General features: G+C 64.2%; 26 protein-coding genes and 1 pseudogene. 8 read left to right on the forward strand and 19 right to left on the reverse strand.

Translation table 11 applies throughout. The annotated features are described in order from the left end of the window. Positions 1 to 24: 24 nt before the first annotated feature. Positions 25 to 354, reverse strand: coding sequence for a DMT family transporter (locus GN330_RS11650; RefSeq protein ID WP_156712805.1), 330 nt, complete (start codon positions 352 to 354; stop codon positions 25 to 27). 93 nt (positions 355 to 447) lie between these two features. On the opposite strand from GN330_RS11650, the gene GN330_RS11655 reads away from it, so the two are divergent. Further along, a complete protein-coding gene (locus GN330_RS11655; protein WP_156712806.1) occupies positions 448 to 882 on the forward strand; it encodes an HIT family protein in 435 nt (144 codons plus the stop codon). 28 nt (positions 883 to 910) lie between these two features. Here the strand turns inward: GN330_RS11655 and GN330_RS11660 are convergent, their stop codons facing one another. Both GN330_RS11660 and GN330_RS11665 read right to left on the reverse strand, forming a co-directional pair. Continuing rightward, a complete protein-coding gene (locus tag GN330_RS11660; RefSeq protein WP_156712807.1) occupies positions 911 to 1,261 on the reverse strand; it encodes an AzlD domain-containing protein in 351 nt (116 codons plus the stop codon). Further along, the gene (locus GN330_RS11665) at positions 1,258 to 2,007 is read right to left on the reverse strand and encodes an AzlC family ABC transporter permease (RefSeq protein WP_156712808.1); all 750 of its coding nucleotides are present in this window, start codon (positions 2,005 to 2,007) and stop codon (positions 1,258 to 1,260) included. The genes GN330_RS11660 and GN330_RS11665 overlap by 4 nt, the downstream gene beginning before the upstream one ends. Between GN330_RS11665 and GN330_RS11670 the strand changes: the two genes are divergently transcribed. Both GN330_RS11670 and GN330_RS23980 read left to right on the forward strand, forming a co-directional pair. Beyond that, positions 2,000 to 2,689, forward strand: coding sequence for a class I SAM-dependent methyltransferase (locus GN330_RS11670; protein WP_156712809.1), 690 nt, complete (start codon positions 2,000 to 2,002; stop codon positions 2,687 to 2,689). The two genes, GN330_RS11665 and GN330_RS11670, sit on opposite strands and share 8 nt — an antisense overlap. A gap of 225 nt (positions 2,690 to 2,914) precedes the next feature. Further along, a pseudogene (locus tag GN330_RS23980) lies at positions 2,915 to 3,173 on the forward strand (hypothetical protein); the annotation flags it as partial. Here GN330_RS23980 and GN330_RS11680 read toward each other — a convergent pair. The 4 genes from GN330_RS11680 to GN330_RS11695 all read right to left on the reverse strand — a co-directional run bounded on the left by GN330_RS11680 (position 3,158) and on the right by GN330_RS11695 (position 7,105). Beyond that, entirely contained in the window at positions 3,158 to 3,685 is a 528-nt protein-coding gene (locus GN330_RS11680; RefSeq protein ID WP_156712810.1) for a hypothetical protein, read from the reverse strand. The pseudogene GN330_RS23980 and the gene GN330_RS11680 sit on opposite strands and share 16 nt — an antisense overlap. A 9-nt stretch (positions 3,686 to 3,694) precedes the next feature. After that, the gene (gene clpA / locus GN330_RS11685) at positions 3,695 to 6,154 is read right to left on the reverse strand and encodes an ATP-dependent Clp protease ATP-binding subunit ClpA (protein WP_156712811.1); all 2,460 of its coding nucleotides are present in this window, start codon (positions 6,152 to 6,154) and stop codon (positions 3,695 to 3,697) included. A 7-nt stretch (positions 6,155 to 6,161) separates the two neighbouring features. Next, the gene (gene clpS, locus GN330_RS11690; protein ID WP_156712812.1) at positions 6,162 to 6,512 is read right to left on the reverse strand and encodes an ATP-dependent Clp protease adapter ClpS; all 351 of its coding nucleotides are present in this window, start codon (positions 6,510 to 6,512) and stop codon (positions 6,162 to 6,164) included. 263 nt (positions 6,513 to 6,775) lie between these two features. Then, a complete protein-coding gene (locus tag GN330_RS11695) occupies positions 6,776 to 7,105 on the reverse strand; it encodes a phasin family protein (RefSeq protein ID WP_156712813.1) in 330 nt (109 codons plus the stop codon). Positions 7,106 to 7,536: 431 nt separating this feature from the next. Here GN330_RS11695 and GN330_RS11700 point away from each other — a divergent pair, with 431 nt between their 5' ends. After that, positions 7,537 to 8,808, forward strand: coding sequence for a D-alanyl-D-alanine carboxypeptidase (locus GN330_RS11700; RefSeq protein WP_246188620.1), 1,272 nt, complete (start codon positions 7,537 to 7,539; stop codon positions 8,806 to 8,808). 67 nt (positions 8,809 to 8,875) lie between these two features. On the opposite strand, the gene GN330_RS11705 is transcribed toward GN330_RS11700, so the two are convergent. The 6 genes from GN330_RS11705 to GN330_RS11730 all read right to left on the reverse strand — a co-directional run bounded on the left by GN330_RS11705 (position 8,876) and on the right by GN330_RS11730 (position 15,686). Further along, a complete protein-coding gene (locus tag GN330_RS11705) occupies positions 8,876 to 9,571 on the reverse strand; it encodes a DnaJ domain-containing protein (RefSeq protein WP_156712815.1) in 696 nt (231 codons plus the stop codon). A 12-nt stretch (positions 9,572 to 9,583) separates the two neighbouring features. Continuing rightward, positions 9,584 to 10,315 carry a vWA domain-containing protein gene (locus tag GN330_RS11710; protein WP_156712816.1) on the reverse strand — a complete coding sequence of 244 codons (732 nt, stop codon included), beginning with the start codon at positions 10,313 to 10,315 and terminating at the stop codon, positions 9,584 to 9,586. A 95-nt stretch (positions 10,316 to 10,410) separates the two neighbouring features. Next, positions 10,411 to 11,349 carry a division plane positioning ATPase MipZ gene (locus tag GN330_RS11715; protein ID WP_156712817.1) on the reverse strand — a complete coding sequence of 313 codons (939 nt, stop codon included), beginning with the start codon at positions 11,347 to 11,349 and terminating at the stop codon, positions 10,411 to 10,413. Between the two features lie 375 nt (positions 11,350 to 11,724). After that, positions 11,725 to 12,162 (reverse strand): DUF1489 family protein, encoded by a 438-nt coding sequence (locus tag GN330_RS11720; RefSeq protein ID WP_156712818.1) that lies wholly within the window; start codon positions 12,160 to 12,162, stop codon positions 11,725 to 11,727. 76 nt (positions 12,163 to 12,238) lie between these two features. Next, the gene (locus GN330_RS11725) at positions 12,239 to 13,639 is read right to left on the reverse strand and encodes an L-serine ammonia-lyase (protein WP_156712819.1); all 1,401 of its coding nucleotides are present in this window, start codon (positions 13,637 to 13,639) and stop codon (positions 12,239 to 12,241) included. Between the two features lie 184 nt (positions 13,640 to 13,823). Continuing rightward, complete coding sequence (locus tag GN330_RS11730) at positions 13,824 to 15,686, reverse strand: L,D-transpeptidase family protein (RefSeq protein WP_156712820.1); 1,863 nt, start codon at positions 15,684 to 15,686, stop codon at positions 13,824 to 13,826. A gap of 289 nt (positions 15,687 to 15,975) precedes the next feature. Here GN330_RS11730 and GN330_RS11735 point away from each other — a divergent pair, with 289 nt between their 5' ends. The 3 genes from GN330_RS11735 to GN330_RS11745 all read left to right on the forward strand — a co-directional run bounded on the left by GN330_RS11735 (position 15,976) and on the right by GN330_RS11745 (position 18,825). Further along, positions 15,976 to 17,595 carry a fumarate hydratase gene (locus GN330_RS11735; RefSeq protein ID WP_156712821.1) on the forward strand — a complete coding sequence of 540 codons (1,620 nt, stop codon included), beginning with the start codon at positions 15,976 to 15,978 and terminating at the stop codon, positions 17,593 to 17,595. 188 nt (positions 17,596 to 17,783) lie between these two features. Beyond that, on the forward strand, positions 17,784 to 18,404 hold the full coding sequence (locus tag GN330_RS11740; protein ID WP_246188621.1) for a L,D-transpeptidase: 621 nt from the start codon (positions 17,784 to 17,786) through the stop codon (positions 18,402 to 18,404). Positions 18,405 to 18,429: 25 nt separating this feature from the next. Beyond that, entirely contained in the window at positions 18,430 to 18,825 is a 396-nt protein-coding gene (locus tag GN330_RS11745) for a rhodanese-like domain-containing protein (RefSeq protein WP_156712822.1), read from the forward strand. Positions 18,826 to 18,984: 159 nt separating this feature from the next. Here the strand turns inward: GN330_RS11745 and GN330_RS11750 are convergent, their stop codons facing one another. From GN330_RS11750 to GN330_RS11765, 4 genes are read right to left on the reverse strand one after another with little or no spacing between them, the layout of a single operon-like run. Continuing rightward, the gene (locus GN330_RS11750) at positions 18,985 to 19,713 is read right to left on the reverse strand and encodes a proteasome-type protease (protein WP_156712823.1); all 729 of its coding nucleotides are present in this window, start codon (positions 19,711 to 19,713) and stop codon (positions 18,985 to 18,987) included. Positions 19,714 to 19,748: 35 nt separating this feature from the next. Next, positions 19,749 to 20,543 (reverse strand): transglutaminase family protein, encoded by a 795-nt coding sequence (locus tag GN330_RS11755; protein ID WP_156712824.1) that lies wholly within the window; start codon positions 20,541 to 20,543, stop codon positions 19,749 to 19,751. 17 nt (positions 20,544 to 20,560) lie between these two features. Continuing rightward, the gene (locus tag GN330_RS11760; RefSeq protein WP_156712825.1) at positions 20,561 to 21,502 is read right to left on the reverse strand and encodes an alpha-E domain-containing protein; all 942 of its coding nucleotides are present in this window, start codon (positions 21,500 to 21,502) and stop codon (positions 20,561 to 20,563) included. Between the two features lie 17 nt (positions 21,503 to 21,519). Beyond that, on the reverse strand, positions 21,520 to 22,935 hold the full coding sequence (locus tag GN330_RS11765; RefSeq protein WP_343040580.1) for a circularly permuted type 2 ATP-grasp protein: 1,416 nt from the start codon (positions 22,933 to 22,935) through the stop codon (positions 21,520 to 21,522). 265 nt (positions 22,936 to 23,200) lie between these two features. On the opposite strand from GN330_RS11765, the gene GN330_RS11770 reads away from it, so the two are divergent. Next, complete coding sequence (locus GN330_RS11770) at positions 23,201 to 23,620, forward strand: DUF4864 domain-containing protein (RefSeq protein ID WP_156712827.1); 420 nt, start codon at positions 23,201 to 23,203, stop codon at positions 23,618 to 23,620. 12 nt (positions 23,621 to 23,632) lie between these two features. On the opposite strand, the gene GN330_RS11775 is transcribed toward GN330_RS11770, so the two are convergent. Then, on the reverse strand, positions 23,633 to 24,040 hold the full coding sequence (locus GN330_RS11775; protein WP_197435127.1) for a DUF2177 family protein: 408 nt from the start codon (positions 24,038 to 24,040) through the stop codon (positions 23,633 to 23,635). Positions 24,041 to 24,125: 85 nt separating this feature from the next. Continuing rightward, positions 24,126 to 25,256 (reverse strand): tRNA guanosine(34) transglycosylase Tgt, encoded by a 1,131-nt coding sequence (gene tgt / locus GN330_RS11780; RefSeq protein WP_156712829.1) that lies wholly within the window; start codon positions 25,254 to 25,256, stop codon positions 24,126 to 24,128. Between the last annotated feature and the right edge of the window lie 44 nt (positions 25,257 to 25,300).

Here is a 25,300-nt window from a genome sequence, read left to right on the forward strand (position 1 = left end):
CAAAAATGGGGTCGCGCTGGCCGCTCAGTGGGCGAGCGTCTTGGAAAACAGGTTGAGCACCAGGACGCCGGCGACGATCAGCAAGATGCCGACAATTGCGGCCAGGTCGAGGGTCTGGCGAAACCACACCCAGCCGATCGCGGTGATGAACACGATGCCCACCCCGGACCAGACCGCGTAGATGATGCCGACCGGCAGCACCCGCAGCGGCAATGACAGGAAATAGAAGGCGAGCGCGTAACCGCCGATCGTGATCAGCGACGGCCACAATTTGGTGAAGCCGTCCGTCTGTTTGAGCGCCGTGGTCGCCACGACCTCGAACATGATGGCGGCGGCGAGGTAGAAATAGGTCATCGATGGCTCCGCGGATTCGGGCCCTGCCCGGTTGACGACTTTGAAACTAGCGCCGAAACATGGCCGCGATAGCGGTCACGGAACGAGGATGAGATGAGCCAGCCCACCTACGACGCCGACAACGTGTTTGCCAAGATCCTGCGCGGCGAATTGCCCGCGCACAAGCTCTACGAGGACGAGCACACGCTTGCCTTGATGGACATCATGCCGCGCGGCGACGGCCATTGCCTGGTGATCCCGAAAAAGCCCTCGCGCAATATTCTCGACGTCGAGGCGACCGACCTGGCGGCGGTGATGGCGACGACCCAGACGCTGGCGAAGGCCGTCACCAAGGCGTTTTCGGCCGACGGGGTGACGATCCAGCAGTTCAACGAGCAGGCCGGCGGCCAGGTCGTTTTTCATCTGCACGTGCACGTCATTCCGCGTTTCGAGGAGGTGAAGCTTCGCCCCCATACCGGCGAGATGGCCGACCAGGCTGTCCTGGCCGAGCAAGCCGAAAAGATCAGGGCAGCCCTGGCCGCGCTGTAGCGACGGTTTCGCCGAAAGTCGCAAGATATCAGCCGAACAGGAAAATCCCGCCCAGAAGCGCCGCCTCGCCGGCCAGAATGCCGACGAAGACGCGCTTGCCGGCGGCGAGATAGGCCAGGAAACTGGCGATGGCGGCGGCGATGCGAAGCGCCAGCGGCGTGGCGGCGAGCGCGCCGGCCGGAAAAATGATCAGATTGGCGATGACGGCCGCCACCAGCGCGGTCGCCACCGCCCTGATGAAGACCAGGATATCGGCGTCCTCGGACAGACGGTCGCCGAGATAGACGCCGAGATAACGCCAGCAATCCGTCGCCAGCCAGCCGGCAAGCAGGATGAACAGATAGGGCCACCACCAGGCGTCGATCGCGGCGAAGCTCATGCGCGCGCCCTGCGCCGGGCAAACCGGTGCCAGCCATAGGCCATCAGGCCGCCGAGCAGGCCCGCCGCCAAGAGGTCGACGCCCGGCGCGACGAGATGGAAGACCGGTCCCAGCGCGAGCCCGAACACCATGGCGAGATGGCCGGCGCGCTCGCGCGCCGATCCCCACAGCGAGGTCAGAAAATAGATCGGCGTCAGCAAAAACAGCGCCGCGCCGACGATCGGTGGCAGGTTCTGCGCCAGGCTGAACACCACCGCGACGACGACCATGTTGATGACCACCAGCGTTGCGCCCAGCCCGGCGTAAAAAACCGTGCGCCGGTACCTCGGCACGGTCGGGAAACGTTCCAGCGCCACCACCCAGGAGGTGACGGCGACGAAATGCGACAGCGCGTAGAGCACCCATTTGCGTGTCGTCGGCGCGCGCATTTCCGGCACGATCGCGACCACCATCGGCATCAGCCGCACCGAGGAGAGCGCGACTGCGAAGGCGGCGGCGAGAAGCGTGGTGTTGGACAGGATCGCGCCGACCAGAACCACTTTGGCCGGCAATGCCCACACGATGCCGACCATGAACACGGTCTCGGCCATCGTCAGGCCGGCTTCGCGCGCCAGGCCGGCAAAGCCGACAAAGGCGCTGGCCAGGATCAGGCCCGGTATCGAAAACGACGCCGCCACGCCGCGCAGGAACCAGAGCCATGGGCCGCCGGCACGCGTTGCCACCTGGTTGTCCTCGTCATTGGTCATCGGTTGGCGACTAGGGCGTGTACTCATAAATGGTTGGAAGTGGATAACCGTTTTCGGCAATTCCGCTGCGGGTGATCAATCGAACGCGAATATTGGCAATGCGGACGAAGCGGTCGTTCACGGAAAACTTCACTTAGGCATTACCAATCTGCCTTGGTATCATTCTCACATGCCCTTTGACTACGACAAGCTCTACAGCGAAACACCCAACGCCCTCGGAAAGCCCACGAAGATCATCGTCAATTTCTTTGACGAGCATGTGCCGCAGAATGCCCGCATCCTTGACGTCGGATGCGGTCAAGGCCGTGATGCATTGTTCCTTGGGCGACGCGGTCATCACGTCATTGGAGTAGACCAATCACCAAATGGTATTCGCGACCTACAAGCCGTTGCCAAGAAAGAAAACCTGACCGTCGAGGGTGTCGTGGCGGATGTCACATCATTTACGCCGACGGGTTCATTTGATGTCGTATTGATTGATCGCACACTCCACATGCTGACGCCAGATGAACGTCGTACGGTCCTTTCAACCCTGCTTGATCATGTCATTGAGGGAGGCTTCCTGATAATTGCAGACGAGACGTCGAACATCCCGGGTTTCCAGGCAGCGATTTCGGCGCATCGACAGGGCTGGGTCATCGAATTCCAGAAACGCGGCTACCTTTTCGTCCGCAGAACTTGAGCGACACCCTGGGCTCCAAGCGCCGGTCGAGTCGACGGACTGCACACAAATGTCTGGCGCAAAGCAGATATTGAACTCGGGCATCCCGGCATGGTTCAAGCACCGAAAAGGAGCCTTGAACATGAGATACGCGCGCTCCGATGGCGCTCCGCCGGGTCTGGGATCGCATCCTAGCCGCTATCTCGCATCGGCACGATGCCGAGGTTCAGATGGTCGACAGTCCCGGCGAACATCCCGCCCCGCAAAAAACCGCCGCGATCCGATCTGCTTCAGCCCATACCTCTACCGCCACCGAAATTACGTCGAGCGGCTCCTCAACCAGATCAAACACTGTCGTCGCATTGCGATGCGTTACGAGAAACACGCCGCCAACTTCCTCGCCTTCGTCAAGCTCGCGGCTATCCGGCTGTGGCTGCGCGTTATGAGTCATCGGGCTAGCACAGCGGGGCCCGTTTCACGACGCCAGTTTCACGCCAGCCGTTGAACCAGCTTCGCAAGCCGCCGCGCCCGCGCGGCGAGCGCCTTGCGCGGCGAAGTGAGCGCGGTTTCGTGCAGCGCACGGACGCGCTCGGCCGGCACGACGCCCTTGTCGGCGAGGTCGACCAGCGCGGAAAGCGCCGAACCGGCGGCGATATTCGAGTGCTCGTCGAGCTTTGCCACGAGAATGTCGGCCAGTTCTGCCGCCTGCGTCGCGCTCAGCGGCAGCCGCGCCAGGATCTTCGGCAGTTGTTCGCCCAGTTCCCACGCCGCGCCTTCGCGGAGAACCGCGATCAGGCGGTCAGCCATTTCATCGAAGAGATCGATCCTGTCGAGCGCGACCTGCATGGCCGCGTGCGCTGCGTGCGCGACCACGGCCGGATCGTCGTCTTCGAGGCAGTCGATCAGCGATGAAAAAAGCCCGGGATGGTCGATGACCTCCCGGGCGACTTCCGTGGCGTTGGCGATCTCGCCACGCGCGCCTTCGGCGAGGCGCCGGCGCAGCGCGTCGGCCGCCATTTCGGCGCGTCAGCCCTTGCGCGGCATTTGCGGCACGAGGCTGCGCTTGGGCGGCTCCTTGTCCTTGTCCTTGGACACGGGTTTGGCCTTCTTCGCCGCCGGCTTGGCGCGCGGTTTCTTGGCCGGCTTGCGCTTGGCGGGCACTTCCTTCTTCGGCTTGACCGGCACCGTGTCGGCGATCGCGTCGAGCTTCAGGCCCGTCTCGCCGTCTTCCTTGGTCTCCACGCTGACGCGCACCGTGCCGCCCTTCTTGAGCTTGCCGAACAGGACCTCCTCGGCGAGCGGCTTCTTGATGCTTTCCTGGATCACGCGCGCGAGCGGGCGCGCGCCCATGCGCTCGTCATAGCCCTTGTCGGCCAGCCAGGCGATCGCCTCCTGCGACAGGTCGAAGGTGACGCCGCGTTCGGAAAGCTGGGCCTCGAGCTGCATGACGAATTTCTGCACCACCTTGTGAATCACCGGCACCGGCAGCGAGCCGAACGGGATCACCGCGTCGAGCCGGTTGCGGAATTCCGGCGTGAACATGCGGTTGATGGCCTCCATGTCGTCGCTGTCGCGCTTGGACGAACCGAAGCCGATCGCCGGTTTGGCGAGGTCCGCGGCCCCGGCATTGGTGGTCATGATCAGGATCACGTTGCGGAAATCGATCTGCTTGCCGTTGTGGTCGGTCAGTTTGCCGTGATCCATCACCTGCAGCAGGATGTTGAACAGGTCGGGATGCGCCTTCTCGATCTCGTCGAGCAAAAGCACGCAATGCGGATGCTGGTCGATGCCGTCGGTCAACAAGCCGCCCTGGTCGAAGCCGACATAGCCGGGCGGCGCGCCGATCAGCCGCGAGACCGTATGCCGCTCCATATATTCCGACATGTCGAAACGCAGCAGTTCGACGCCCAGCGAGGACGCGATCTGGCGGGCGACCTCCGTCTTGCCGACGCCGGTCGGGCCCGAGAACAGATAGGCGCCGATCGGCTTTTCCGGCTCGCGCAGGCCGGCGCGCGCCAGCTTGATCGACGAGGCGAGCGCCTCGATGGCGCGGTCCTGGCCGTAGACGACGCTTTTGAGCTCGGTCTCGAGACCGGCCAGAACCTTCTCGTCGTCGGCCGAAACCGTCTTCGGCGGGATGCGCGCCATGGTGGCGATGGTCGATTCGATCTCCTTGATCGAAATCGTCTTCTTGCGCTTGGCCTCCGGCAGAAGCATCTGCGAGGCACCGGTTTCGTCGACGACGTCGATCGCCTTGTCCGGCAGTTTGCGGTCGTTGATGTAGCGCGCCGACAGCTCCACCGCCGCCTTGATGGCGTCGTTGGTGTATTTAACCTTGTGGAATTCCTCGAAATAGGGCTTCAGCCCCTTCATGATCTCGATCGCGTCGTCGACGGTGGGCTCGTTGACGTCGATCTTCTGGAACCGGCGCACCAGGGCGCGGTCCTTTTCGAAGAACTGACGGAACTCCTTGTAGGTGGTCGAGCCGATGCAGCGGATCGTGCCCGACGACAGCGCCGGCTTCAAAAGATTGGACGCATCCATCGCCCCGCCGGAGGTCGCGCCGGCGCCGATGACGGTATGGATCTCGTCGATGAACAGGATCGCGCCGGGAAAGTCCTCCAGTTCCTTGACGACCTGCTTCAGCCGCTCCTCGAAATCGCCGCGATAGCGGGTTCCGGCAAGCAGCGTGCCCATGTCGAGCGCGAATATGGTCGATTCGGCCAGCACGTTGGGCACGTCGCCCTCGACGATGCGCTTGGCCAGCCCTTCCGCGATCGCCGTCTTGCCGACGCCCGGGTCGCCGACATAGAGCGGATTGTTCTTGGAACGGCGGCACAGCACCTGGATGGTGCGGTTGATCTCGCTTTCGCGGCCGATCAGCGGGTCGATCTTGCCGGCGCGCGCCTTGTCGTTGAGGTTGACGCAATAGGCGCTCAGCGCATCCTGTTGCTGCTGCTTCTTCTTGCCGCCCTCCTCGGCCTCGCCGCCGGTTTGGCCCTGCTCTTCCTCGGCACCGCGCGGCGAGCGCGTCTCGGTGGCGCCGGGACGCTTGGCGATACCGTGCGAGATGTAGTTGACGGCGTCGTAGCGCGTCATCTGCTGTTCCTGGAGGAAATAGGCGGCGTGGCTCTCGCGCTCGGCGAAGATCGCGACAAGCACGTTGGCGCCCGACACTTCCTCGCGTCCCGAGGATTGAACGTGGATGACGGCGCGCTGGATGACACGCTGGAACCCGGCGGTCGGCTTGGAATCTTCGCCGTACCCGGTCACCAGATTGTCGAGCTCGGTGTCGATATAGCCGAGCACGGTCTGTTTCAATTCATCGAGATCGACATTGCAGGCGCGCATCACCGCGGCCGCGTCCGGATCGTCGATCAAGGACAACAGCAGATGTTCGAGCGTGGCATATTCGTGATGCCGCTCGTTGGCGTAGGTCAGCGCCTGGTGCAGCGCCCGTTCGAGGCCTTGCGAGAAAGCCGGCATTAGAACCTCACTTCTTTTCCATCACGCATTGTAGCGGATGCTGGTGCTGGCGGGCAAAATCCATCACCTGGGATACCTTCGTTTCCGCCACCTCGAAGGTGAATATGCCACATTCGCCGACGCCATGATTGTGAACATGAAGCATGATCCGTGTGGCGGCTTCACGATCCTTCTGAAAAAAACGTTCCAGGACGTGCACGACAAACTCCATCGGCGTGTAGTCATCGTTGAGGATGAGTACACGATAGAGGCTGGGCTTCTTCGTTTTGGGCTTGGTCCGCGTAATGACCGTGGTTCCCCGCCCAGGGGTGCCCGAACCGCCTTCGTCGCCTTGCATTTTTTCGGCCTGGTCTCCCATGGCTGCCCTACCTGTCGTCAAGTCTCGGAAGCCCTTATCTCATTCACGGGACGGAACGACCTATGTAATCACTCGTGTTCCAATTTTAAGGCCTTCTCGGGCGCTGACAATATGAACGCCGGCGTTGGCGGCGCGAATTCCGGTCACGATTGGCCGATCATGGGTCCGAAACGAAAAAAGCCCGGCCGCGATCACGCGGCCGGGACTTGCGGAGACCTGCAAAAAGGCAGGAAACGTCTGATGAAGCGCAATGACGGAGCGCGTCAGACCGTTTTGGAAACGACCGATTCGAACGGCTTGTAGGCGTCCTTGACCAGGTCGGCGTAAAGATCGCTCAACTTGGTGGCTTCGGCGACGAACGCCTCATAGGCTTGCTTGGCGTAGTCGCTCTGGACCTCGATCGCCGTGTCGAGCGACTTGGCTGCTACCAGCTTTTCGACCGCCGCGGTCGCCGTCTCGAACGATTTTTTGGAGAACTCTGTGGTCTCCACGGCGATGGCCTGGAACCCCTTCGACAGGGCGGCGGCGCTCGTCAGGCCGCTGTCCATGTATTCCTTGCCCAGCTTGTTGGTGTCTTCGAATGACTGCATCATGGTCTTTTCCCGGCGCGTTGGAGGATGCTGCATGTATCTATGTGCGATGCAGCAATGTAGTTTGCACTGCAGCAAATGTCAATGCTGCGCCGGCGCACGCCAGGGGACGAAGCGGCCGCGCCACGCTTGAAAACGCGTGCACGGAGAGCGGTTGTTCGGGCGGTCGCGTTTGCCTTCGCCGCGCCGATGTCATTGCCGGCCGGTGCGTGGCTCGTTCGAATGCGAGGCGAATGCAAGGGAAATGGTGAAGAACCCGGTTACCATAAACGGAATGGTAACGGCGTCGCCCCTACCTTGCGGGAAATGGCGTTGCGGCTCCCGTTTGGTTCGCGGCCTGCAACCCACACCGGAAGGCGTTTTTGAAGGTGGTTAGCGTGAGCGTATTTGGTTCATCGGGTATCCGGTCCGCATTCCGGACGGTTTCAGCAACATTGGTCGCTCTGGCGGTGTTTGCACTGGCGCCGGCCTACGCGTCGAAATACGCGGCGATCGTCATCGACGCCAATACCGGCAAGACGCTCCACGCCGCCAATGCCGAGGCGGCGCGCTATCCCGCCTCGCTCACCAAGATGATGACGCTTTATATGGTCTTCGAGGCGCTGGAAGCCGGCAAGGTCAGCAAGAGCACGCGGATTCCGTTTTCCAAGCACGCCGCCGCGCGCCCGCCCACCAAGCTCGGCGTGCGCGCCGGCGGTTCGATCTCGCTGGAGACGGCGATCTACGCGCTTGTCACGAAGTCGGCCAATGACGCTTCGGCCGCGCTGGCCGAATATTTCGGCGGCACCGAATCCGGTTTCGCGCGCAAGATGACGGCCAAGGCGCGCCAACTCGGCATGAAAAAGACCACCTTCCGCAACGCCTCCGGCCTGCCGGATTCGGCGCAAAAAACCACCGCGCACGACATGGCCATTCTAGGCATCGCCCTGCGCGAGCATTTTCCGAAATATTACGGGTATTTCGCCACCCGCTCGTTCAAATTCGGCAAACGCCGGATGAGCAATCACAACAAGCTGCTCGGTCGCGTCAAAGGTGTCGACGGCATCAAGACCGGCTATACGCGCGCCTCCGGCTTCAATCTGGTCTCGTCGGTCAATACCGGCGGACGCAGCATCGTTGCCGTGGTCATGGGCGGCAAGTCGGGCCGCAGCCGCGACGCCCACATGGCCGAGTTGATCCGCAAATATCTGCCCAAGGCCTCGACGCGCGACCGCGGTCCGCTGGTCGCTAAGCGCACAGTCAATCCGGGTTCGATCGCCGTGGCGGGCATGCTCGCTTTGCCCAAGGCCGACATTCCAACGCCAAAAGCGCGTCCGCAGGAGGTTGTGGTTGCCGCCTATGCGCCCGAACCGGCGCCCAGGCCGGCCGCGGCCATCCCCGCTGGCACGCGCGACGCCGCGACCGAAATCCGCAATTCCGTGGCGCGGGTGGATCCGGTCAAGACCGCCTCGACCACGGTTTCGGGATGGGTGGTTCAGGTTGCCTCATCGCCCAACCAGAACGATGCTCTGGTCGCCTTGTCACAGACGCGGGCCATGGCCGGCAGCATCCTGTCGGAGGCGTCCCCCTTCACCGTTCCGTTCGAACATGAAGGAACCGTCTATCACCGCGCCCGCTTTGGCGGGTTCACCACCAAGACGGCCGCCTGGAATGCCTGCAAGGCGTTGAAGCGCAAAAACATCGAGTGCTACGCGGCGCAGCAATAGGCCTGAGCCGCATCCAACCAGATTACCGATCCCCTCTCCCGGGCAGGTTCTTTAGTCGACGGAGAATTCAGTCATGACCATTCAGCAGGACGTCGCGGGCCTCGTTGATGCGGGCGGCCAGAAAAGACGATCCGCCGAGGTCGGGGTGCACACGCTGCATCAGGCGGCGATGCGCCTCGCGGATGTCCGCCGCACCGGCCCCCGCTTCAAGACCAAGGATCTCGTAGGCCTCCTCCTTTGTCATGGGGCCCGTGCTTGGAGGAGTTCGCTCCCGCCCGTGCGTGTCACCGTCAAAGCCTTCACGCCACTGGGGAAAACGGCCGTCAAGATAGGTTTCCAGTAACTGCAGGCTCTCCGTGTCGCTCGACAGGGCGGCGCGAAGTTCCAACAGTTCGCCGCGATCCATGCCGCCGAGATTGCGTCCCTCGTGACGACCGGCCAGTACGGCGCCGTCCAGCGCCCCGGTATCGTGATCGAGTTCCATTTCCAACGCGGCGGTGCGAACGGTCGATACGCGGCCCGGAGACGGCCGCGCCCGACGGCGTCGGCGCCCCGACACGAACCACGCCGCCGCCATCGACAGCAGCACCCCTGCCAGCCCGACGCGGCCCGCCAGCATCAGACCGAGACCGGCGAGACCGACCAGCGCGGGCCCCAGCACACTAAGCCCGGCGGCAAGCCGCGCGGGATTGGCCCGCAGGAACGCCAACGCGCCCAGAACGGCGACAAGCAGGATCGCCGTGAGGTAAAACAGCACCGTCATGTCGTGCGTCCGCTACCGCCCTTTGCCCATATGCTCGATGAGAAGGCGATCGCCGGCACTGCCGCGCGCTTCCAGGGCGGCGAACCCGCCGGTCGCGTAAACCGCGATCGCGGACAGAAGCTCGGCCAGCCGGCCGGCCGCGGCGCGGTCGAAACGGAACCAGGCGCCGCGGGAAAGCCGCGCGATTTCCTTCAGGGCGATTTCCGCCGCGCCGTCATGGCCCTCTTGAAAAACGAAGACGGGCACGCCGCGCAGGCCGAGCCGGCCGGCCTGATCGGCCAGTTCGTCGACGTTCTCCTCCATCGCGTCGCCGATGAAGACCAGCGCGTCGATCTTCCCGCGCTCGTTTTCCTTGAGGGCGTGCGACAGCACCTTGCCGATCTGGGTGCGCCCGCCGCGGCAATCGATGCGGGTCATCAAGCGGGTCAATTCCTCGGTATCGAGCACGAATTTCGAGGCGCGGCATTCACCAAAGCCGCGAAAATAGACCAGTTGGACTCGCAATTTTCCGGATTTGCCGGCCGCCTGGAACATTTCGCCCTGCAAGCGGCAGGCGAGATCCCAGGTCGGCTGCCGGCTCATCGTCGCGTCGAGCGCCAGCACCAGCCGTCCGCGCGCCAGGCCCGACACGGTGCGCAACGCCTTGGCCTGCTTGACGAAAGCGTCCACCGCCCCGGCTTCGGAACGCGGCTCGGCCGGCCGGCCGGCCTCCTTACGCGCGAGCGGTTTGTCCTGTTTGTTCATCACCTTTGGAAAATGTGGCGTGACGGCAGAAGTTGCAAGCCCGTTGACCGGCCAAAGATGTGGGTGATCGCGAGGTTCGGCGGTGCGCCGGGGTCTCAATTGGCGAAGATGTCGGGCAGTTCGAGCGGGCGGCTCGACGAATCGGCCAGCTTGCGGCGCATGTCGAGCCGCTTGCGGCCCATCTCGCTGGTCGGCAGCCGCAGGGCGGCAAGCAGCAGGCGGATTTCCTGACGTGCGGCCAGATGCGACAGGGTCGGCTTGGTGCCGAGCACGTGCTCCTCGAAATCGTCGAGCGCGGTCAGTCCGATCGGAAAGAACTCGCGGAAGATGACGCGCTCGGAAATGCCGTCGGCGAGCCGGAAACCGAGCCGGGCGGCGAGGTTTTTCAGGCAGGCATCGACCTTCTGCTCATTGCGCGAGGTGAAGGAGGACATGCGGTTGCGCACCACGACCCAGTCGGGGATGGTATTGTCGGTCTGCCGGCGCTCGCGCCTGGCATCGCGGACCGAAGCCGAATATTGCGAAATCTCGAGAATGTCGTAACTCACCGGGTCGATGCGCGCCAGCACGTCGAAATCGATGAAGGAATCGTTCATCGGCGTCACCAAAGTGTCGGCGATGCGGTGCGCGAGCCGGTTGAGAAAAGTATCGGAACCGGGCGTGTCGATAATCACGAAGTCGTGGCCGTTTTCGATGTCGGCGAGCCCTTCGGCGAATTTTCTGAATTCTTCGCCCTCGGCATCGGAGATCGTGTCGCGCCGGGCCGGTGGCACGTGGAAATGATGCGGAATATCGAGCGGGATACGCGCCTTGTGGGCCCAGCGGCGCCGATTTTCCACATAACGGGTCAGGGAAAGCTGGCGCCCGTCGAGATCGACGGTGGCGACCGAATAGCCGGATTTCAGCAACGCGACCGCGATGTGGACCGCCGTCGTCGACTTGCCCGAGCCGCCCTTTTCATTGCCGCATACGACCACATGCGCGCCGTGATCACGCCGCTCGCTCGTGCGTCCCCTCAACCCCGACAAGAACATCGTTGTTACTCCACCCAACGGTGAGATTGACTCTTTTTGCCCGCAGCTTCAATCATTTCCACTGGACTACAGGAAGAACCGCGAATTTTGGTAAAGCACGCCGCAGCTTTGTATAAACGGCCGACTGATCTGTCGGCGCGGTGAACGAAATCTAAAGCGGCTCATCGTTGGATGGGGCGGTTTGGCGGAATGGATTCTGCGTTCCGGCAAGAAGATGCCCGCGGCGCGACATCGACGGCCGGCAAGGGCTTCGACGGTGAGGTTCTGGTTTATCGGGCTAGCCCGAAAGGCAGGGGCGGAAAAACCGTCCAGGCCGGGAGAACGGCCGTGTTATTGATGTCGCCCGTCAAACGGTTTCAGCTAGAGCCGAACCGGCTAAAGCAGGCCGAGTTCGGCGAGCTCGCGCCGCAATTCGGGCGGCAGGGACTGCCATCCGCCACGATTGTCGTCGATGTCGCGCGGCGCGTCCTTGGGCTGCAGATAGCGCCAGCCCTGGAAAGCGCGCCGGGGTTGCCATTCGGTCAACACGATCTGCGGGTCGAAGACCAGCCGACAGCGCGAGACGCCGTCCTTGTCGGTGAAGGGCCTGATGTCGGCAAGCCGCTGCCGGCACTGGACATTGCCCTTGATCACCCAATAGAGCGAGCCGCCGTCGAGCAATTCGTCGCGGCGTTTGGGGATCATGCGGGTGGTGTGGAAATGTTTCGGAGTCTCGCCAGCGCCACGCATGGCGTCGAGCCTGGCCTCGACCCAGCCCTGAAGATCCTCGACGCTGTCGGCGCCGACACACAGTTTGACCAAGTGAAGAGTCATGCCTGAAAGGGTGTAGCGTCGATCCGGCCCGGGTCAAGCGGCACGGCCGGTTCTCCACAAAGCCGCCCTGCCCGGCTCAGCACTCCACCACGTTGACGGCGAGCCCGCCCTGGCTGGTCTCCTTATAGCGCTCGTTCATGTCGAGGCCGGTCTGGCGCATGGTCTCGACCGCGGCGTCGAGCGGCACGAAATGCGTCCCGTCGCCCTTCAGCGCCAACGAGGCGGCGGTGACCGCCTTGACCGCGCCGAGCGCGTTGCGTTCGATGCACGGCACCTGGACGAGCCCGCCGACGGGATCGCAGGTCATGCCGAGATGGTGCTCGAGCGCGATCTCGGCGGCGTTTTCCACCTGCTCGGGCGTGCCGCCCATCACTGCCGCGAGACCGGCCGCGGCCATCGCCGAGGCCGATCCGACCTCGCCCTGGCAGCCGACCTCGGCGCCGGAAATCGAGGCGTTGTGCTTGATGATGCCGCCGATGGCGGCCGAAGTAAGCAGAAAATCCTTGATGCCGCGCGCATCGGCGTCGACATGGAATTTCAGCCAGTAGCGCAGCACCGCCGGCACCACGCCGGCCGCGCCGTTGGTCGGCGCCGTCACCACGCGCCCGCCGGCGGCGTTTTCCTCGTTGACCGCCATCGCGAACACCGCCAGCCAGTCATTGGCAAGCAGCGGGTTGGGACGGTTTTCGCGCCAGTCCTGCTCCAGCCGGTCGTGCAATACGCGTGCGCGCCGGCGCACTTTCAGTCCGCCCGGCATGATGCCGTCCCGCGACAGGCCGCGCTCGATGCAGGCCTGCATCGCCCCCCAGACGTCCTCCAAACCGGCGTCGAGTGCCTCGCCGGTCTGGCGGGTCTGCTCGTTGGCGCGTTTCATCTCGGCGATCGACAACCCGCTCTTCTTGGCCATCTCGAGCATTTCCCGGGCCGAGCGGAAGGGATAGGGCACGTCGGGGCCGGGCGGCGGCGTGCCGCGCGCCTTCAGCCGCTGCAATCCCTCCTCCGACACGACGAACCCGCCGCCGATCGAATAATAGACGCGCCGCAGCAGGACACGGCCCTCCCCGTCATGCGCGCTAAATGCCATGCCGTTGGCGTGGCCGGGCAACGGCGTGGATTTGTCCAGCACCAGGTCGGCGTCCGGATCGAACCGGTAGGCGGGATGGCCGGCCGGCCTGACCGTCTTTTGCGCGCGCACGGCGGCGAGGATGCCGTCCATGCCGTCCGGATCGACCGTGGTCGGGTTCTCGCCGGCGAGGCCGAGAATCACGGCCCGGTCGGTTCCGTGGCCGACGCCGGTAAAGGCGAGCGAACCGTGCAGGCTGGCCGAAAGGCGCGCCACCGCCACGCCGCTCGGGCGCGGCCAGTCGTCACCGGCGATCTCGTCGAGAAAACGGCCGGCGGCGGTCATCGGTCCCATCGTGTGCGAGCTCGATGGACCTATGCCGACCTTGTAGAGATCGAATACGGAAAGAAACATCTTCGCATTCCGGTGTTTCGCGCCATTGTCGGCGCTTTTGCGTCCGCCCGCTTCACGCAGTCCGACTGTCCCTGGTGCGTGCACGACATACACCCGACGCGCGCAAACAAAAAGGGCGCCGAATGGCGGCCTGCTTTGCGCAGTTCCGGATACGAAAGCGCTTCACATCTTTGTTGGAACCGCTTCAGCCGGCCGGCTGGCGCACCGCCTCGATTGCCTCCAGCGCCTTTTGCACCCGGCTGTCGCGGTCGTAGACGTCGGCATGATAGGCGACCTTGCCGTCCTGATCGGGCCAGGCGGTGAAATAGGCGACATAGACCGGGATCTTGCGGGTGATCTTTTCCGACGAATGGCCGGCGCCGATCTTCGCCGCGACATAGTCGAGCGGCTTGTCGAGCACCGCGGCGGCCATGCCGCGCGGGTCGGCGAGGCGCACGCAGCCATGGCTGTAGGCGCGCGTATCGCGCTCAAACAGGCTCTTCGACGGCGTGTCGTGCATGTAGATGGCGTGCTTGTTGGGGAACAGGATCTTCAACTCGCCGAGCGCATTGCCGGAGCCGGGGCGCTGGCGCACATTGAAGGGCACCTTGCCGCCATACCGGCCCCAATTGACCGCGGAGGAGGAGATGCGCCGGCCGCGCGCGTCGGTGACCTCGTAACCGGCGCGGTCGAGATAGCCCGGATCACGGTGCAGCTTCGGCAACATCTCGTTGACGATGATCGACTGCGGCACGCCCCAATAGGGATTGTAGTCGATCTGCTCGATCTGGTCGTAGAAGAAGTTGGTCTGGTTGGATTTCTTGCCCACGACCACGCGCATCGACAGCTTGTCGCTGCCGCCTTCGACATAGGTCGCGGTAAAGGCGGGCTGGTTGATGAAGACGCGCGGACTGCCGAGATCGGAGGGATGCCAGCGCAGCCTTTCGAGCGCGTATTCGACCTTGGCGATGCGGGCGGCCCTGGATTCGCCGGCAAAGGCGCCGACCGTGCGCGGACCGATCACACCGTCGCCTTTCAGGCCCTTGAACTCCTGCGCGGCCTTGACCAGCGACACCAGTTGCTCGTCGTAAAGCTCGCTGTCCTTGAAACTTTCCAGCAAAGCTGCGTGTTCGGTGCGAAACGCTTCGTCGGTCTCGCGCGCGAACAGGGCGAGCATTTTTGGGAATTCGGGACTGGATTTGCCCGGACGCAGCAGCAGCTTGGGGTCGACGACGATGTCGTTTTCAGCGCTCGCGCGCAGCGCCTCCAGTTCGACGCGCAATGCCGAAAAATGCTCGTTCTGCGGATGGCGCGACTCCAGATAGGCGCGTACGTCCTGGGTATGGGCGAGACGATCGAGAACCTTTACCAATTCGAGCGGCTTTTTCGGAAAGTCATGGTAGCCCGACAGAAGGTTGGGATCGACACGGCCGGACCAGGCGTCGCGGACATAACGCAGCACCCTGGCCGACAGCGCCATCTCGAAACGGATCAGTTCGGTGTTGCGGGCCGCCATCTGGTCCATCGAAAAGCCGGGCGCCGGCATCGTCACCGTGTAATCGGCCGGCTCGAGCGCGAAATCGGCGGCCTCGCCCAACACCCGGACGGCCTCGGCCGCGCGCCCGTTGGCACTGAAGCCCGAGACCCAGATGAAGGCCCGCTTGTCGCCGTAATAGGCCGTCAGCGCCGCGGCCACGTCCTGGTAGTCGCGCAGGTCGAAATCCTCGAGCCCGCCAAGGGCCTCGCCGAAAAGGCCGCTATCCAGCGATGGTTCGAGGCTAGCCGGGCGCGGCGCTTTGAGCAATTCGGCAAACGATACCTTCACCAGCTTGTCGGGACGGTAGGTGTAATAGGACGGCGCCGAAATCTTGACCCGCTTGACCCGGGTTTTCGGTTGTTTCGGCTTCGGCGCCTGGGTGCGCACGTCGCGCTCGCGGCGCTCCTTGATGCCGCCGCCGAACAGCATCTGAAAAATGTTCTGCGCCTCGGCCGGCGCGGGCGCCATCATCATGGCGGCGGCCAGAAGACAGGCCGGATAGGCCAGCAATCGACGGTGGTTTTCGTGCATAACCCCTGCCCGTGGTCTCGTTGTCCAGTCTGGTTGCCCGTGTGTTCCGGCGCGCCGATTCACGATATGGCCGGTTGTCGGCGAGTGGAACCGTAGCGCCGGATTATGGCAACAGCAAATGCCGGAGCCTTTGCCCGACGGCGATAAAATTTCTGTTATGTTTTTCGCACAGACGCCCGCCATCGGCACGCGCTCCCGTCGCAGCGGCAACGCTTCGCATGGACTTTTTCTGCCGCAGCGACAATAACCCGGCCACTATCCGCTCCCAGCCGAAGCGAGGAACATGCGCATGATCGACCCGGTGCTTGCCGATCTTTTTCCCCTTTCCGCCGACCAGACGCCCTATCGCAAGCTGACCGACGATCATGTCGGCATCGACAGTTTTCGCGGCCAGGAGATGTTGATTGTCGAGACGGAGGGATTGCGGCTTTTGTCGGAAGCCGCGTTCGCCGACATCAACCATCTGTTGCGGCCCGGCCACCTGAAACAGCTCGCCGCGATCCTGGAAGACCCGGAGGCGACCGACAATGACCGCTTCGTTGCCTACGATTTGCTGAAAAACGCCAATATCGCGGCCGGCGGCATCCTGCCGATGTGCCAGGACACCGGCACCGCGATCATCATGGGCAAGAAGGGCCGCCGGGTGTGGACGGAAGGCGGCGACGCCGAGGCGCTGGGGCGCGGCGTGCTCGACGCCTACGAAAAGAAAAACCTGCGCTATTCGCAGCTCGCGCCGGTGTCGATGTTTCAGGAAAACAACACGAAAAACAATCTGCCGGCGCAGATCGACCTCTACCAGGAGGGCGGGGACGCTTATAAATTCCTGTTCGTGGCCAAGGGCGGCGGCTCGGCCAACAAGACCTTTCTCTACCAGGGCACGCCGTCGCTGCTCACCCATGACCGGCTGATCGAATTCTTGAAGGAAAAGATTCTGACCCTCGGCACGGCCGCCTGCCCGCCCTATCACCTGGCGATCGTGATCGGCGGCACCTCGGCGGAGATGAACCTGAAAACCGTCAAGCTCGCCTCCACGCGCTATCTCGACGGCCTTCCGACGGCGGGCGGCGAGACCGGCCACGCCTTCCGCGACCTGGAGATGGAGGCCGAGGTGCACAGGCTCACCCAGCAGATGGGGGTCGGCGCCCAGTTCGGCGGCAAATATTTCTGCCACGACGTGCGCGTCATCCGCCTGCCGCGCCATGGTGCCTCGCTGCCGATCGGGCTCGGCGTGTCGTGCTCGGCCGACCGTCAGGCGCTCGGCAAGGTGACCCGCGAGGGCATTTTCCTGGAGGAGCTGGAAACCAATCCGGCGCGCTACATGCCCGATGTCGACGAGGACAGGCTGACCGCGCACGTGGTCAGGATCGACCTCAATCGGCCGATGAACGAAATCCTGAAGGAATTGTCGCAACAGCCTGTCAAGACACGGCTTTCGCTCAACGGACCGATCATCGTGGCCCGCGACATCGCCCACGCCAAGATCCGCGAGCGGCTGGAAAAGGGCGAGCCGATGCCCGACTATCTGAAGAACCATCCGGTCTATTATGCCGGCCCGGCCAAGACGCCGAAGGGCTACGCGTCGGGCTCGTTCGGGCCCACGACCGCCGGGCGGATGGACAGTTTCGTCGACCAGTTCCAGTCCTTCGGCGGGTCGATGGTGATGCTGGCCAAGGGCAACCGCTCGCGCCAGGTGCGCGAGGCCTGCGCGGCCCATGGCGGGTTTTACCTCGGCTCGATCGGCGGGCCGGCGGCGCGCCTGGCCCAGGACTGCATCAAGAAGGTCGAGGTGGTCGAATATCCCGAACTCGGCATGGAGGCCGTCTGGCGCATCGAGGTCGAGGATTTCCCGGCCTTCGTTGTCATCGACGACAAGGGCAACGACTTCTTCAAGGAGCTCAATCTCGGCTGAAGGCGGGCGCCGCAACGATTTACTTACCGGCCGCCGCCATAGTGACGTCGGGATGCGGGCGCATCGGCGCGCCGCGCGTCCTCTTCCGTCGTCGCTTGACCTTTCGGGCCGCCATTCCATGATGCGGCGCTAGGACCGGGCCGGCGCGACGGACGCGTAAAGTTCAGACTTTCATCAGGATGGGTGACATGGGCAAAATCGGGCTTGGGATCAAGGCGGCGCTGGCCGCGGCTTTCATGATGGCGGCGCCGGGCTCGCCGCTGGTCAACACGGCTGCGGCCGAAAGCCTGTTCGCGCGCATCATTCGCGGCGGCCAGCCGCGGGTCGAACACGGCACCAGGAATTCCGACAAATCGCCGATCCCGCGCGAGACGGTGCGTTATGACGGGCCGCACGGCAAGGGCACGATCATCGTCAACACCTCCGAGCGGCGGCTCTACTACACGCTCGGCAATGGCCGGGCACTGAAATACGCCGTCGGCGTCGGCCGCGAGGGCTTTACATGGGCGGGCACCGACCGCGTCTCGCGCAAGGCCGAATGGCCTGGCTGGACGCCGCCGCCGCAGATGATCCGGCGCGAGGCGCGCAAGGGCCGCAAGCTGCCGGCCTATATGCCCGGCGGCCCCAACAACCCGCTCGGCGCCCGTGCGATCTATATCGGCTCGACGCTCTACCGCATCCACGGCACCAACCAGCCGTGGACGATCGGCCAGGCGATGTCGTCGGGTTGCATCCGCATGGCCAATGACGATGTCGAGCATCTCTACGACCAGGTCGGGGTCGGCGCCAAGGTCGTGGTGGTGCGCTAAGCAGCGCCGGCAACGGGAGGATGTGATGAAAAAAGGCTACAAGGCGCTTCTGGACGAGGCCAACGCGGTGGTCGAGGCGCTGACGCCGGCCGAGGCGGCGCCGCTTCTGGGCCGCGACGACGTCGCCTTCATCGACATTCGCGACCCGCGCGAACTGGAACGCGCCGGGCGCATTTCAGGCGCGCATCACTGCCCGCGCGGCATGCTGGAATTCTGGATCGATCCCGACAGCCCCTACCACAAGGCGCTGTTTTCCTCCGGCAAGCATCTCGTGTTCTTCTGCGCCGGCGGCTGGCGCTCCGCGCTCGCGGCCAAGACCGCCCAGGAAATGGGGCTGGACAGGGTCAGCCATGTCGCCGGTGGTTTCACCGCGTGGAAGGAAGCCGGCCTGCCGCACGAGCCCGGCACGCCGAAGGGCTGATGCCGGGCGCCTGCCGTCCATGCGCGCGAGCCTGTGGGGCGGTTGTGGATTGGAGCGGCGTGCGGGGCAAATCGTTCAATTCCGGCGGCATCGCCGCACGCTCCCGGCCAGACCACGAAATCCCGGCGGTCAAACGAAGCCAGTTAAAGATAAACGGCCCTAAAATGGAAAGTCGGGCAATTTGCGGAAGGCCGTTTTCAGCGCGTCCGACCAGCCTTCGGAGATCGTCCGGTAATAGGGATCGTCGGCATTGACGCGGACCTGCTTGCCGGGGGTAAAACTATCGCGCTCGTAAAACTGCATGTCGAGCGGCAATCCGACCGAAAGGTTGGATTTCACCGTGGAATCGAACGAAACCAGCAGCAGCTTGGCGGCTTCGGCGAAACTCATCCCCGGATCGAAGGCGCGCACCAGGATCGGCTTGCCGTATTTGATCTCGCCGATCTGGAAAAACGGCGTGTCGGCGCCGGCCTCGACGAAATTGCCCTCGGGATAGATCATGAACAGGCGCGGCTCGGTGCCCCGGATCTGGCCGCCGAGGATGAAGGAGGCGCCGAACGCGTCCTGGCTCTGGCCGGCGGGTACGGAGCCGGCGATGACCTCCTTCAGGAGATCGCCGACCACGCGCGCGGTCTGGTACATGGACGGCGTTTCCAACAGCGAGGGCGAGCGGTCGTGCGACGCCTTGGCGCGTTCGTCGAGCAGGCTGACGACGGCCTGGGTGGTCGCCAGATTGCCGGCGGCAAGCAGAACGATCACCCGCTCGCCCGGCTTCGTCCACGAAAACATTTTCCGAAAGGTCGAAATGCTGTCGACACCGGCATTGGTGCGCGTGTCGGACATGAAGGCCAGCCCGCGATCCATGCTGAGCGCGACGCAATAGGTCATCGAAAGAATCCGCCTGAAAACTCGGTTCGCGCAGATTACTGCTCGACAGTGACGCGAACTGCAAGCAGTTCTTCGCCGCTGCCATGCCGGATGCCGGAGACCGGGCAGGCGTCGCGATAGTCGAGGCCGGTCGCCACGCGCACGTAGCGCGCGTCTGGCGAGACGCGGTTTGCCGGGTCGAACCCCACCCAGCCCAGGCTGTCGACATGGACCTCGGCCCAGGCGTGGCTCGCCGCCTGCTGGTCGGTGCCGTCCATATGCAGATAGCCGCTCACATAACGGGCCGGAAAGCCGGTGCGGCGCGCCGCCGATACGAAGATATGCGCGTGGTCCTGGCATACCCCGGTGCCGCGCTTGATCGCCTCTTCGGCCGGCGTTTCGGCGTCGGTGGTCCCGGTCTGGTAGGCGACGGTGTCGGCGATCGCCGCCATCAGCGCGTGCAGGCGCTCCAGATCGGAGGCCTCGCCCATCTGCTCGACGAGGCGCGCCACGCCGGGTCCGGCCTTCGTCAGCGCCGTTTCGCGGCGAAACAGCCACAGCGGCGCAAAACCGCGATGTTCGCCGACCACGCCGGCCGCGTCGCTGGTCTCGACCTCGCCGCGCGCTTCCACGGTGATGGCATGCCGGCCGCCCTCGGCGCTGATCAGCACGGTTTCGTTGGCGAACTGGTCGCGGAAGCGCACCTCCTCGCGCGCACCGTCGATCGACAGCTCCCAGCCGTGCACGGTCTGAACCGTATCCTGCTTGGGGATCAGTCGCAGGCGCTGCAGCGCGTAGCCCACCGGCGCATCGTAGCTGTATTCGGTGTGGTGGCTGATTTTCAGGCGCATTCGTCCAGTCCCGCTGTTCAGTAGAACCGGTAGTCGCGGGCGATCTCGTTGCCCAGCCGGTTGTTCTCGACGATGAAGTCGGACAGGAATTCGTGCAATCCGATGTCGAAGATGCGCTCGATCGTGTTGCCCTTGATCTTGCCGAGCGTGGTCTCGACAATGTCGTGGCAGCCGTGGCGCGGGCCGTATTCGGCCGCCAGAAAATTGAGGCTCTCGGCAATGTTGCGGTAGCAGAAGGCCAGCGATCGCGGCATGCGGTTGTTGAGGATCAGGAAATCGGCGATATTGGTTGGCTTGTAGTCGCCCTCGTAGACCCAGCCATAGGAGCGATGGGCGGCAACCGAGCGCAGGATCGATTCCCACTGGTAATTGTCGAGCGTCGAGCCGACCCAGGACAGCGACGGCAACAGCACGTAATATTTCACATCGATGATGCGGGCGGTGTTGTCGGCGCGCTCCACGAAGGTGCCGAGCTGGGCGAAGTCAAAAATCTCGTTGCGCAGCATGGTGCCGTAAAACGCGCCGCGGATCAGCGCCGTCTCGCGCTTGATGGCGCCAAGCACCTTGGGCAACTCGCGCCCGTCGACCGGCCGGGCCAGCATGCGTTTCATCGCCATCCAGGCCTCGTTGAGGCTTTCCCAGGTCTCGCGCGTCAGCGCGGTGCGCACCATGCGGCCATTGTTGCGCGCCGTCTCGATCGAGGCCATCACGCTCGACGGATTGGTCAGATCGCGCAGCAGGAATTCCGACACGGTCTCAACGGTGGCTTCGTCGTGGCGGGTCTGGAAATCCGCCTGCAGGCCGGCGCTGACGATCACCGAGGCCCATTCCTCGGCCGGCGTGGTGGTGCGCGTCAGCGACAGGCGCAGGCCGGCATCGACGAGCCGGGCCATGTTTTCGGCCCGCTCGATATAGCGGTTCATCCAGTAGAGCCCGTTGGCGGTTCTACCGAGCAGCATGGCAGCCCTTTCGCGCCTCAGTCATCGAGCACCCAGGTGTCCTTGGTGCCGCCGCCCTGAGAGGAATTGACGACCAGCGAGCCCTCCTTCAGCGCCACCCGCGTCAGCCCGCCGGGCACGATCTGGATCTTGTCGGAGACCAGCACGAACGGGCGCAGATCGACATGGCGCGGCGCGAGACCGGCCCCGCTCAGGACCGGGCAGGTCGACAGCGACAGGGTCGGCTGGGCGATATAGTTGCCCGGCCGCGCCGCAAGCTTTTCGGCGAACGCCTCGCGCTCCCTTTTCGAAGCCGCCGGCCCGACCAGCATGCCGTAACCGCCGGAGCCGTGCACCTCCTTGACGACCAGTTCGTCAAGATGCTCCAGCACATAGGCGAGGCTGTCCTTTTCCGCGCAGCGCCAGGTCGGAATGTTGCCCAAAAGCGGCTTGCGGCCGGTGTAGAACTCGATGATCTCGGGCATGTAGGAATAAATCGCCTTGTCGTCGGCGATCCCCGTGCCCGGTGCGTTGGCGATGGTGATGTTGCCGGCGCGGTAGACGTCCATGATGCCGGCCACGCCGAGCGCGGAATCGGGCCTGAAGGTCATCGGATCGAGGAAGGCGTCGTCGACGCGGCGGTAAAGCACGTCGATTTCCTTGTAACCCTCGGTGGTGCGCATGGCCACCCGACCGTCGACGACCCTGAGATCGGAGCCCTCTACCAGTTCGACCCCCATCTGGTCGGCCAGGAAGGCATGCTCGAAATAGGCCGAATTGTAGATGCCGGGCGTCAGCACCGCTACGCGCGGCGTGTCCTTGCGGCAGCCCTCGGGCCGGACCCGCGACAAGGATTGGCGCAGCAATTGCGGATAGTTTTCCACCGGCCGCACGCTGATCGACTGGAACAGCTCGGGAAAGAGCTGCATCATCGTCTCGCGGTTTTCCAGCATGTAGGACACGCCCGACGGCGTGCGCGCATTGTCCTCCAGCACGAAGAATTCGTTCTCGCCCGTCCTGACGATATCGACGCCGATAATATGGGTGTAGACGCCGGCCGGCGGGCGCACGCCGATCATTTCGGGTTGGAAAGCCTCGTTGTTGGCGATCAGCTCCTTCGGCACCCGGCCGGCGCGCAGGATCTCCTGGCGGTGGTAGATGTCGTCGAGGAAGGCATTCAGCGCCATCACGCGCTGCTCGATGCCCTGGGTCAGGCGGCGCCATTCGGCGCCTGAAATGATGCGCGGGACGATGTCGAACGGGATCAGCCGCTCGGCCGCCTCGGCCTCGCCGTAGACGGCGAAGGTGATGCCGGTTTTTCGAAAAACCTGTTCGGCGTCACTCGCCTTTTCCGCCAGACGCGCCGCGTCCTGCGCTTTCAGCCAGTCATTGTAGCTCGCGTAAGGCCCGCGGACCGTGGTGCCGTCGGGCCGCATTTCATCGAATGCAACCACGCAACAATTCCCCTGTGGCATCCATAACAAAGGGTTCGCCGGACGAAATCAAGCGCAGGGAGACAAAAAAGCTTTCTCGTCATTTGAGGCACAAGCGGGCGTCGATCTTTTCCGCTAACCGAGGCGTTCTGGTCGTGCGCGCGGCACGGATTGGCCGTCGGCGAGATGAAACCGGCAGCTTCTCTTCGTCGTATATGCTTTTGATGATCAAGACGGCCGTTCGGTCCGGCAAGGCCACCGGACGGCCCAAGCCCGGAGCGGAACAATGGCCCACTATCGTGCAATCGCCCTCACTTTGGCCCTTCTGGGTGCGGCACCCGTCCTTGCCGGCGAGGCTGAAATTCAGGCCGCCCAGTCGACCATCGACAAGCAGTTGCAGGCATTCCAGGCGGATGACGGCGCGGCCGCCTACAGCCACGCCGCCCCGACCATCAAAAAGCTCTACCCGACGGTCGACGCTTTCATGACGATGGTCGAACGCGGCTACATGCCCGTCCGGCAGCCGCGGAGTTATGCTTTCGGCGCCGCGAAGGAACTCAACCAGTCCACGATCTTGCAGCAGGTGCATGTGGTCGGTCCCGACGGGCGCAACTATGTCGCCGTCTACACGCTCGAACTGCAGGAAGACGGCGTGTTCCGCATTACCGGCTGCAGCCTGCGGGCCTCGAATGCGCTCAGCACCTGACGGCGGAGCCGGTCACATGAAAGCTGCCCAGTTCATGATCGCCACCGTCGCGCCGGCGACCAGGCCGCCGAGTACGGCGCCCCAGCCGGTGTCCAGCATGGCGATCGCCCGGTCGTAGCCGCGAATGAGAGCGAGGCTGGTGGCGTTGAAGGTGAGATAGCAGAAAAAACCGAACAGCGCCCCGTCGCGGGCGCCGGCGAAGACCGTACCGCCGGCGAGATTGTCCGCCACGGCGAAATAGACCAGCCCGGCGACGTAGAGCAGGTAAAACGCCGCTGCCGGAGCGATCCGCGGCCTGTCGCGCAGGATCGCGCCGATACGCGGGCGGTAGACGCGCGGCCCCGAAATGCCGAGCCACAGCCCGTCGGCGATCAGGAACAGGACGAGCGCGACGGCATAGGCAACAAGATGGTCGGCCAAGATATCCTCGAAGGACAGGGGTTTCCGCGCTGGCGGGCAATGCCGGCGGCGTCTCCTCCTCCTACGCGGGCCGACCGGAAGCGGTTCACACCGGCGCCAGATCGCCCCGCGCCCAGCCCTCGGCCAGCGCGGCGGCATGGTCGGCAAGCCGGCCGGCTTCGATCGCGTCGCGCAGGCCCTGCATCAGGCTCTGATAATAGGAAAGATTGTTCCAGGTCAAAAGCATGCCGCCCAGCGCCTCGCCCGCCTTGACCAGATGGTGCAGATAGGCGCGGCTGTAATCGCGCGCGGCCGGACAGTCGCTTTCGGCGTCGAGCGGTCGCGAATCCTCGGCATGGCGCGCATTGCGCAGATTGATCTTGCCGTGCCGGGTATAGGCGAGCCCGTGGCGCCCGGCACGGGTCGGCATGACGCAGTCGAACATGTCGATGCCGCGCTGCACCGACTTGACGATGTCGTCGGGCGTGCCGACTCCCATCAGATAACGCGGCTTGTGCTGCGGCAGCGCCGGGCAGACCGCGTCGAGCATCGCCAGCATCACCGGTTGCGGCTCGCCGACCGCCAGCCCGCCGACCGCATAGCCCTTCAGGTCGAGCCCGGTCAGCGCCTCGGCCGAGCGCACGCGCAGCGCCTCGTCGTCGCCGCCCTGGACGATACCGAACATCGCCCGGCCCGGCTGATCGCCGAAAGCAATTTTGCAGCGGTCCGCCCAGCGCAGCGACAGTTCCATCGAGCGCTCGATCACGTCGCGCTCGGCCGGCAGGGCCACGCATTCGTCAAGCTGCATCTGGATGTCGGAACCGAGTAGGCCCTGGATCTCGATCGAGCGCTCTGGCGACATCTCGTGCACCACGCCGTCTATGTGCGACTTGAAGGTGACGCCCTTTTCGGAAAGCTTGCGCAATTGCGCCAGCGACATGACCTGGAACCCGCCCGAATCGGTCAGGATCGGATGCGGCCAGCGAGCGAATTCATGCAGCCCGCCGAGCCTGGCGACGCGCTCGGCGCCCGGCCGCAGCATCAGATGATAGGTGTTGCCCAAAATGATATCGGCGCCGAGATCGCGCACCTGGTCCATATACATCGCCTTGACGGTGCCGGCGGTGCCGACCGGCATGAAGGCGGGGGTGCGGATCGTGCCGCGGGGCATGGAGACTTCGCCGCGCCGCGCCGCGCCGTCGGTCGCCAGCAGGGAAAACTGAAAGCTTTGCGTCATCGCGATCTTCAACCGGCTGAAAGGCAGGCGTTTTGGAATGCGCC

Origin of the sequence: Nitratireductor arenosus (assembly GCF_009742725.1) — a bacterium.
Classification (GTDB): domain Bacteria; phylum Pseudomonadota; class Alphaproteobacteria; order Rhizobiales; family Rhizobiaceae; genus Mangrovimarina; species Mangrovimarina arenosa.

What these genes read in the sequence shown, in the direction of transcription:
- GN330_RS11650 (WP_156712805.1), bottom strand. Translation starts at nt 354, where the DNA reads ATGACCTATTTCTACCTCGCCGCCGCCATCATGTTCGAGGTCGTGGCG.
- GN330_RS11655 (WP_156712806.1), top strand. Translation starts at nt 448, where the DNA reads ATGAGCCAGCCCACCTACGACGCCGACAACGTGTTTGCCAAGATCCTG.
- GN330_RS11660 (WP_156712807.1), bottom strand. Translation starts at nt 1,261, where the DNA reads ATGAGCTTCGCCGCGATCGACGCCTGGTGGTGGCCCTATCTGTTCATC.
- GN330_RS11665 (WP_156712808.1), bottom strand. Translation starts at nt 2,007, where the DNA reads ATGACCAATGACGAGGACAACCAGGTGGCAACGCGTGCCGGCGGCCCA.
- GN330_RS11680 (WP_156712810.1), bottom strand. Translation starts at nt 3,685, where the DNA reads ATGGCGGCCGACGCGCTGCGCCGGCGCCTCGCCGAAGGCGCGCGTGGC.
- clpA (WP_156712811.1), bottom strand. Translation starts at nt 6,154, where the DNA reads ATGCCGGCTTTCTCGCAAGGCCTCGAACGGGCGCTGCACCAGGCGCTG.
- clpS (WP_156712812.1), bottom strand. Translation starts at nt 6,512, where the DNA reads ATGGGAGACCAGGCCGAAAAAATGCAAGGCGACGAAGGCGGTTCGGGC.
- GN330_RS11695 (WP_156712813.1), bottom strand. Translation starts at nt 7,105, where the DNA reads ATGATGCAGTCATTCGAAGACACCAACAAGCTGGGCAAGGAATACATG.
- GN330_RS11705 (WP_156712815.1), bottom strand. Translation starts at nt 9,571, where the DNA reads ATGACGGTGCTGTTTTACCTCACGGCGATCCTGCTTGTCGCCGTTCTG.
- GN330_RS11710 (WP_156712816.1), bottom strand. Translation starts at nt 10,315, where the DNA reads ATGAACAAACAGGACAAACCGCTCGCGCGTAAGGAGGCCGGCCGGCCG.
- GN330_RS11715 (WP_156712817.1), bottom strand. Translation starts at nt 11,349, where the DNA reads ATGTTCTTGTCGGGGTTGAGGGGACGCACGAGCGAGCGGCGTGATCAC.
- GN330_RS11720 (WP_156712818.1), bottom strand. Translation starts at nt 12,162, where the DNA reads ATGACTCTTCACTTGGTCAAACTGTGTGTCGGCGCCGACAGCGTCGAG.
- GN330_RS11725 (WP_156712819.1), bottom strand. Translation starts at nt 13,639, where the DNA reads ATGTTTCTTTCCGTATTCGATCTCTACAAGGTCGGCATAGGTCCATCG.
- GN330_RS11730 (WP_156712820.1), bottom strand. Translation starts at nt 15,686, where the DNA reads ATGCACGAAAACCACCGTCGATTGCTGGCCTATCCGGCCTGTCTTCTG.
- GN330_RS11735 (WP_156712821.1), top strand. Translation starts at nt 15,976, where the DNA reads ATGATCGACCCGGTGCTTGCCGATCTTTTTCCCCTTTCCGCCGACCAG.
- GN330_RS11740 (WP_246188621.1), top strand. Translation starts at nt 17,784, where the DNA reads ATGGGCAAAATCGGGCTTGGGATCAAGGCGGCGCTGGCCGCGGCTTTC.
- GN330_RS11745 (WP_156712822.1), top strand. Translation starts at nt 18,430, where the DNA reads ATGAAAAAAGGCTACAAGGCGCTTCTGGACGAGGCCAACGCGGTGGTC.
- GN330_RS11750 (WP_156712823.1), bottom strand. Translation starts at nt 19,713, where the DNA reads ATGACCTATTGCGTCGCGCTCAGCATGGATCGCGGGCTGGCCTTCATG.
- GN330_RS11755 (WP_156712824.1), bottom strand. Translation starts at nt 20,543, where the DNA reads ATGCGCCTGAAAATCAGCCACCACACCGAATACAGCTACGATGCGCCG.
- GN330_RS11760 (WP_156712825.1), bottom strand. Translation starts at nt 21,502, where the DNA reads ATGCTGCTCGGTAGAACCGCCAACGGGCTCTACTGGATGAACCGCTAT.
- GN330_RS11770 (WP_156712827.1), top strand. Translation starts at nt 23,201, where the DNA reads ATGGCCCACTATCGTGCAATCGCCCTCACTTTGGCCCTTCTGGGTGCG.
- tgt (WP_156712829.1), bottom strand. Translation starts at nt 25,256, where the DNA reads ATGACGCAAAGCTTTCAGTTTTCCCTGCTGGCGACCGACGGCGCGGCG.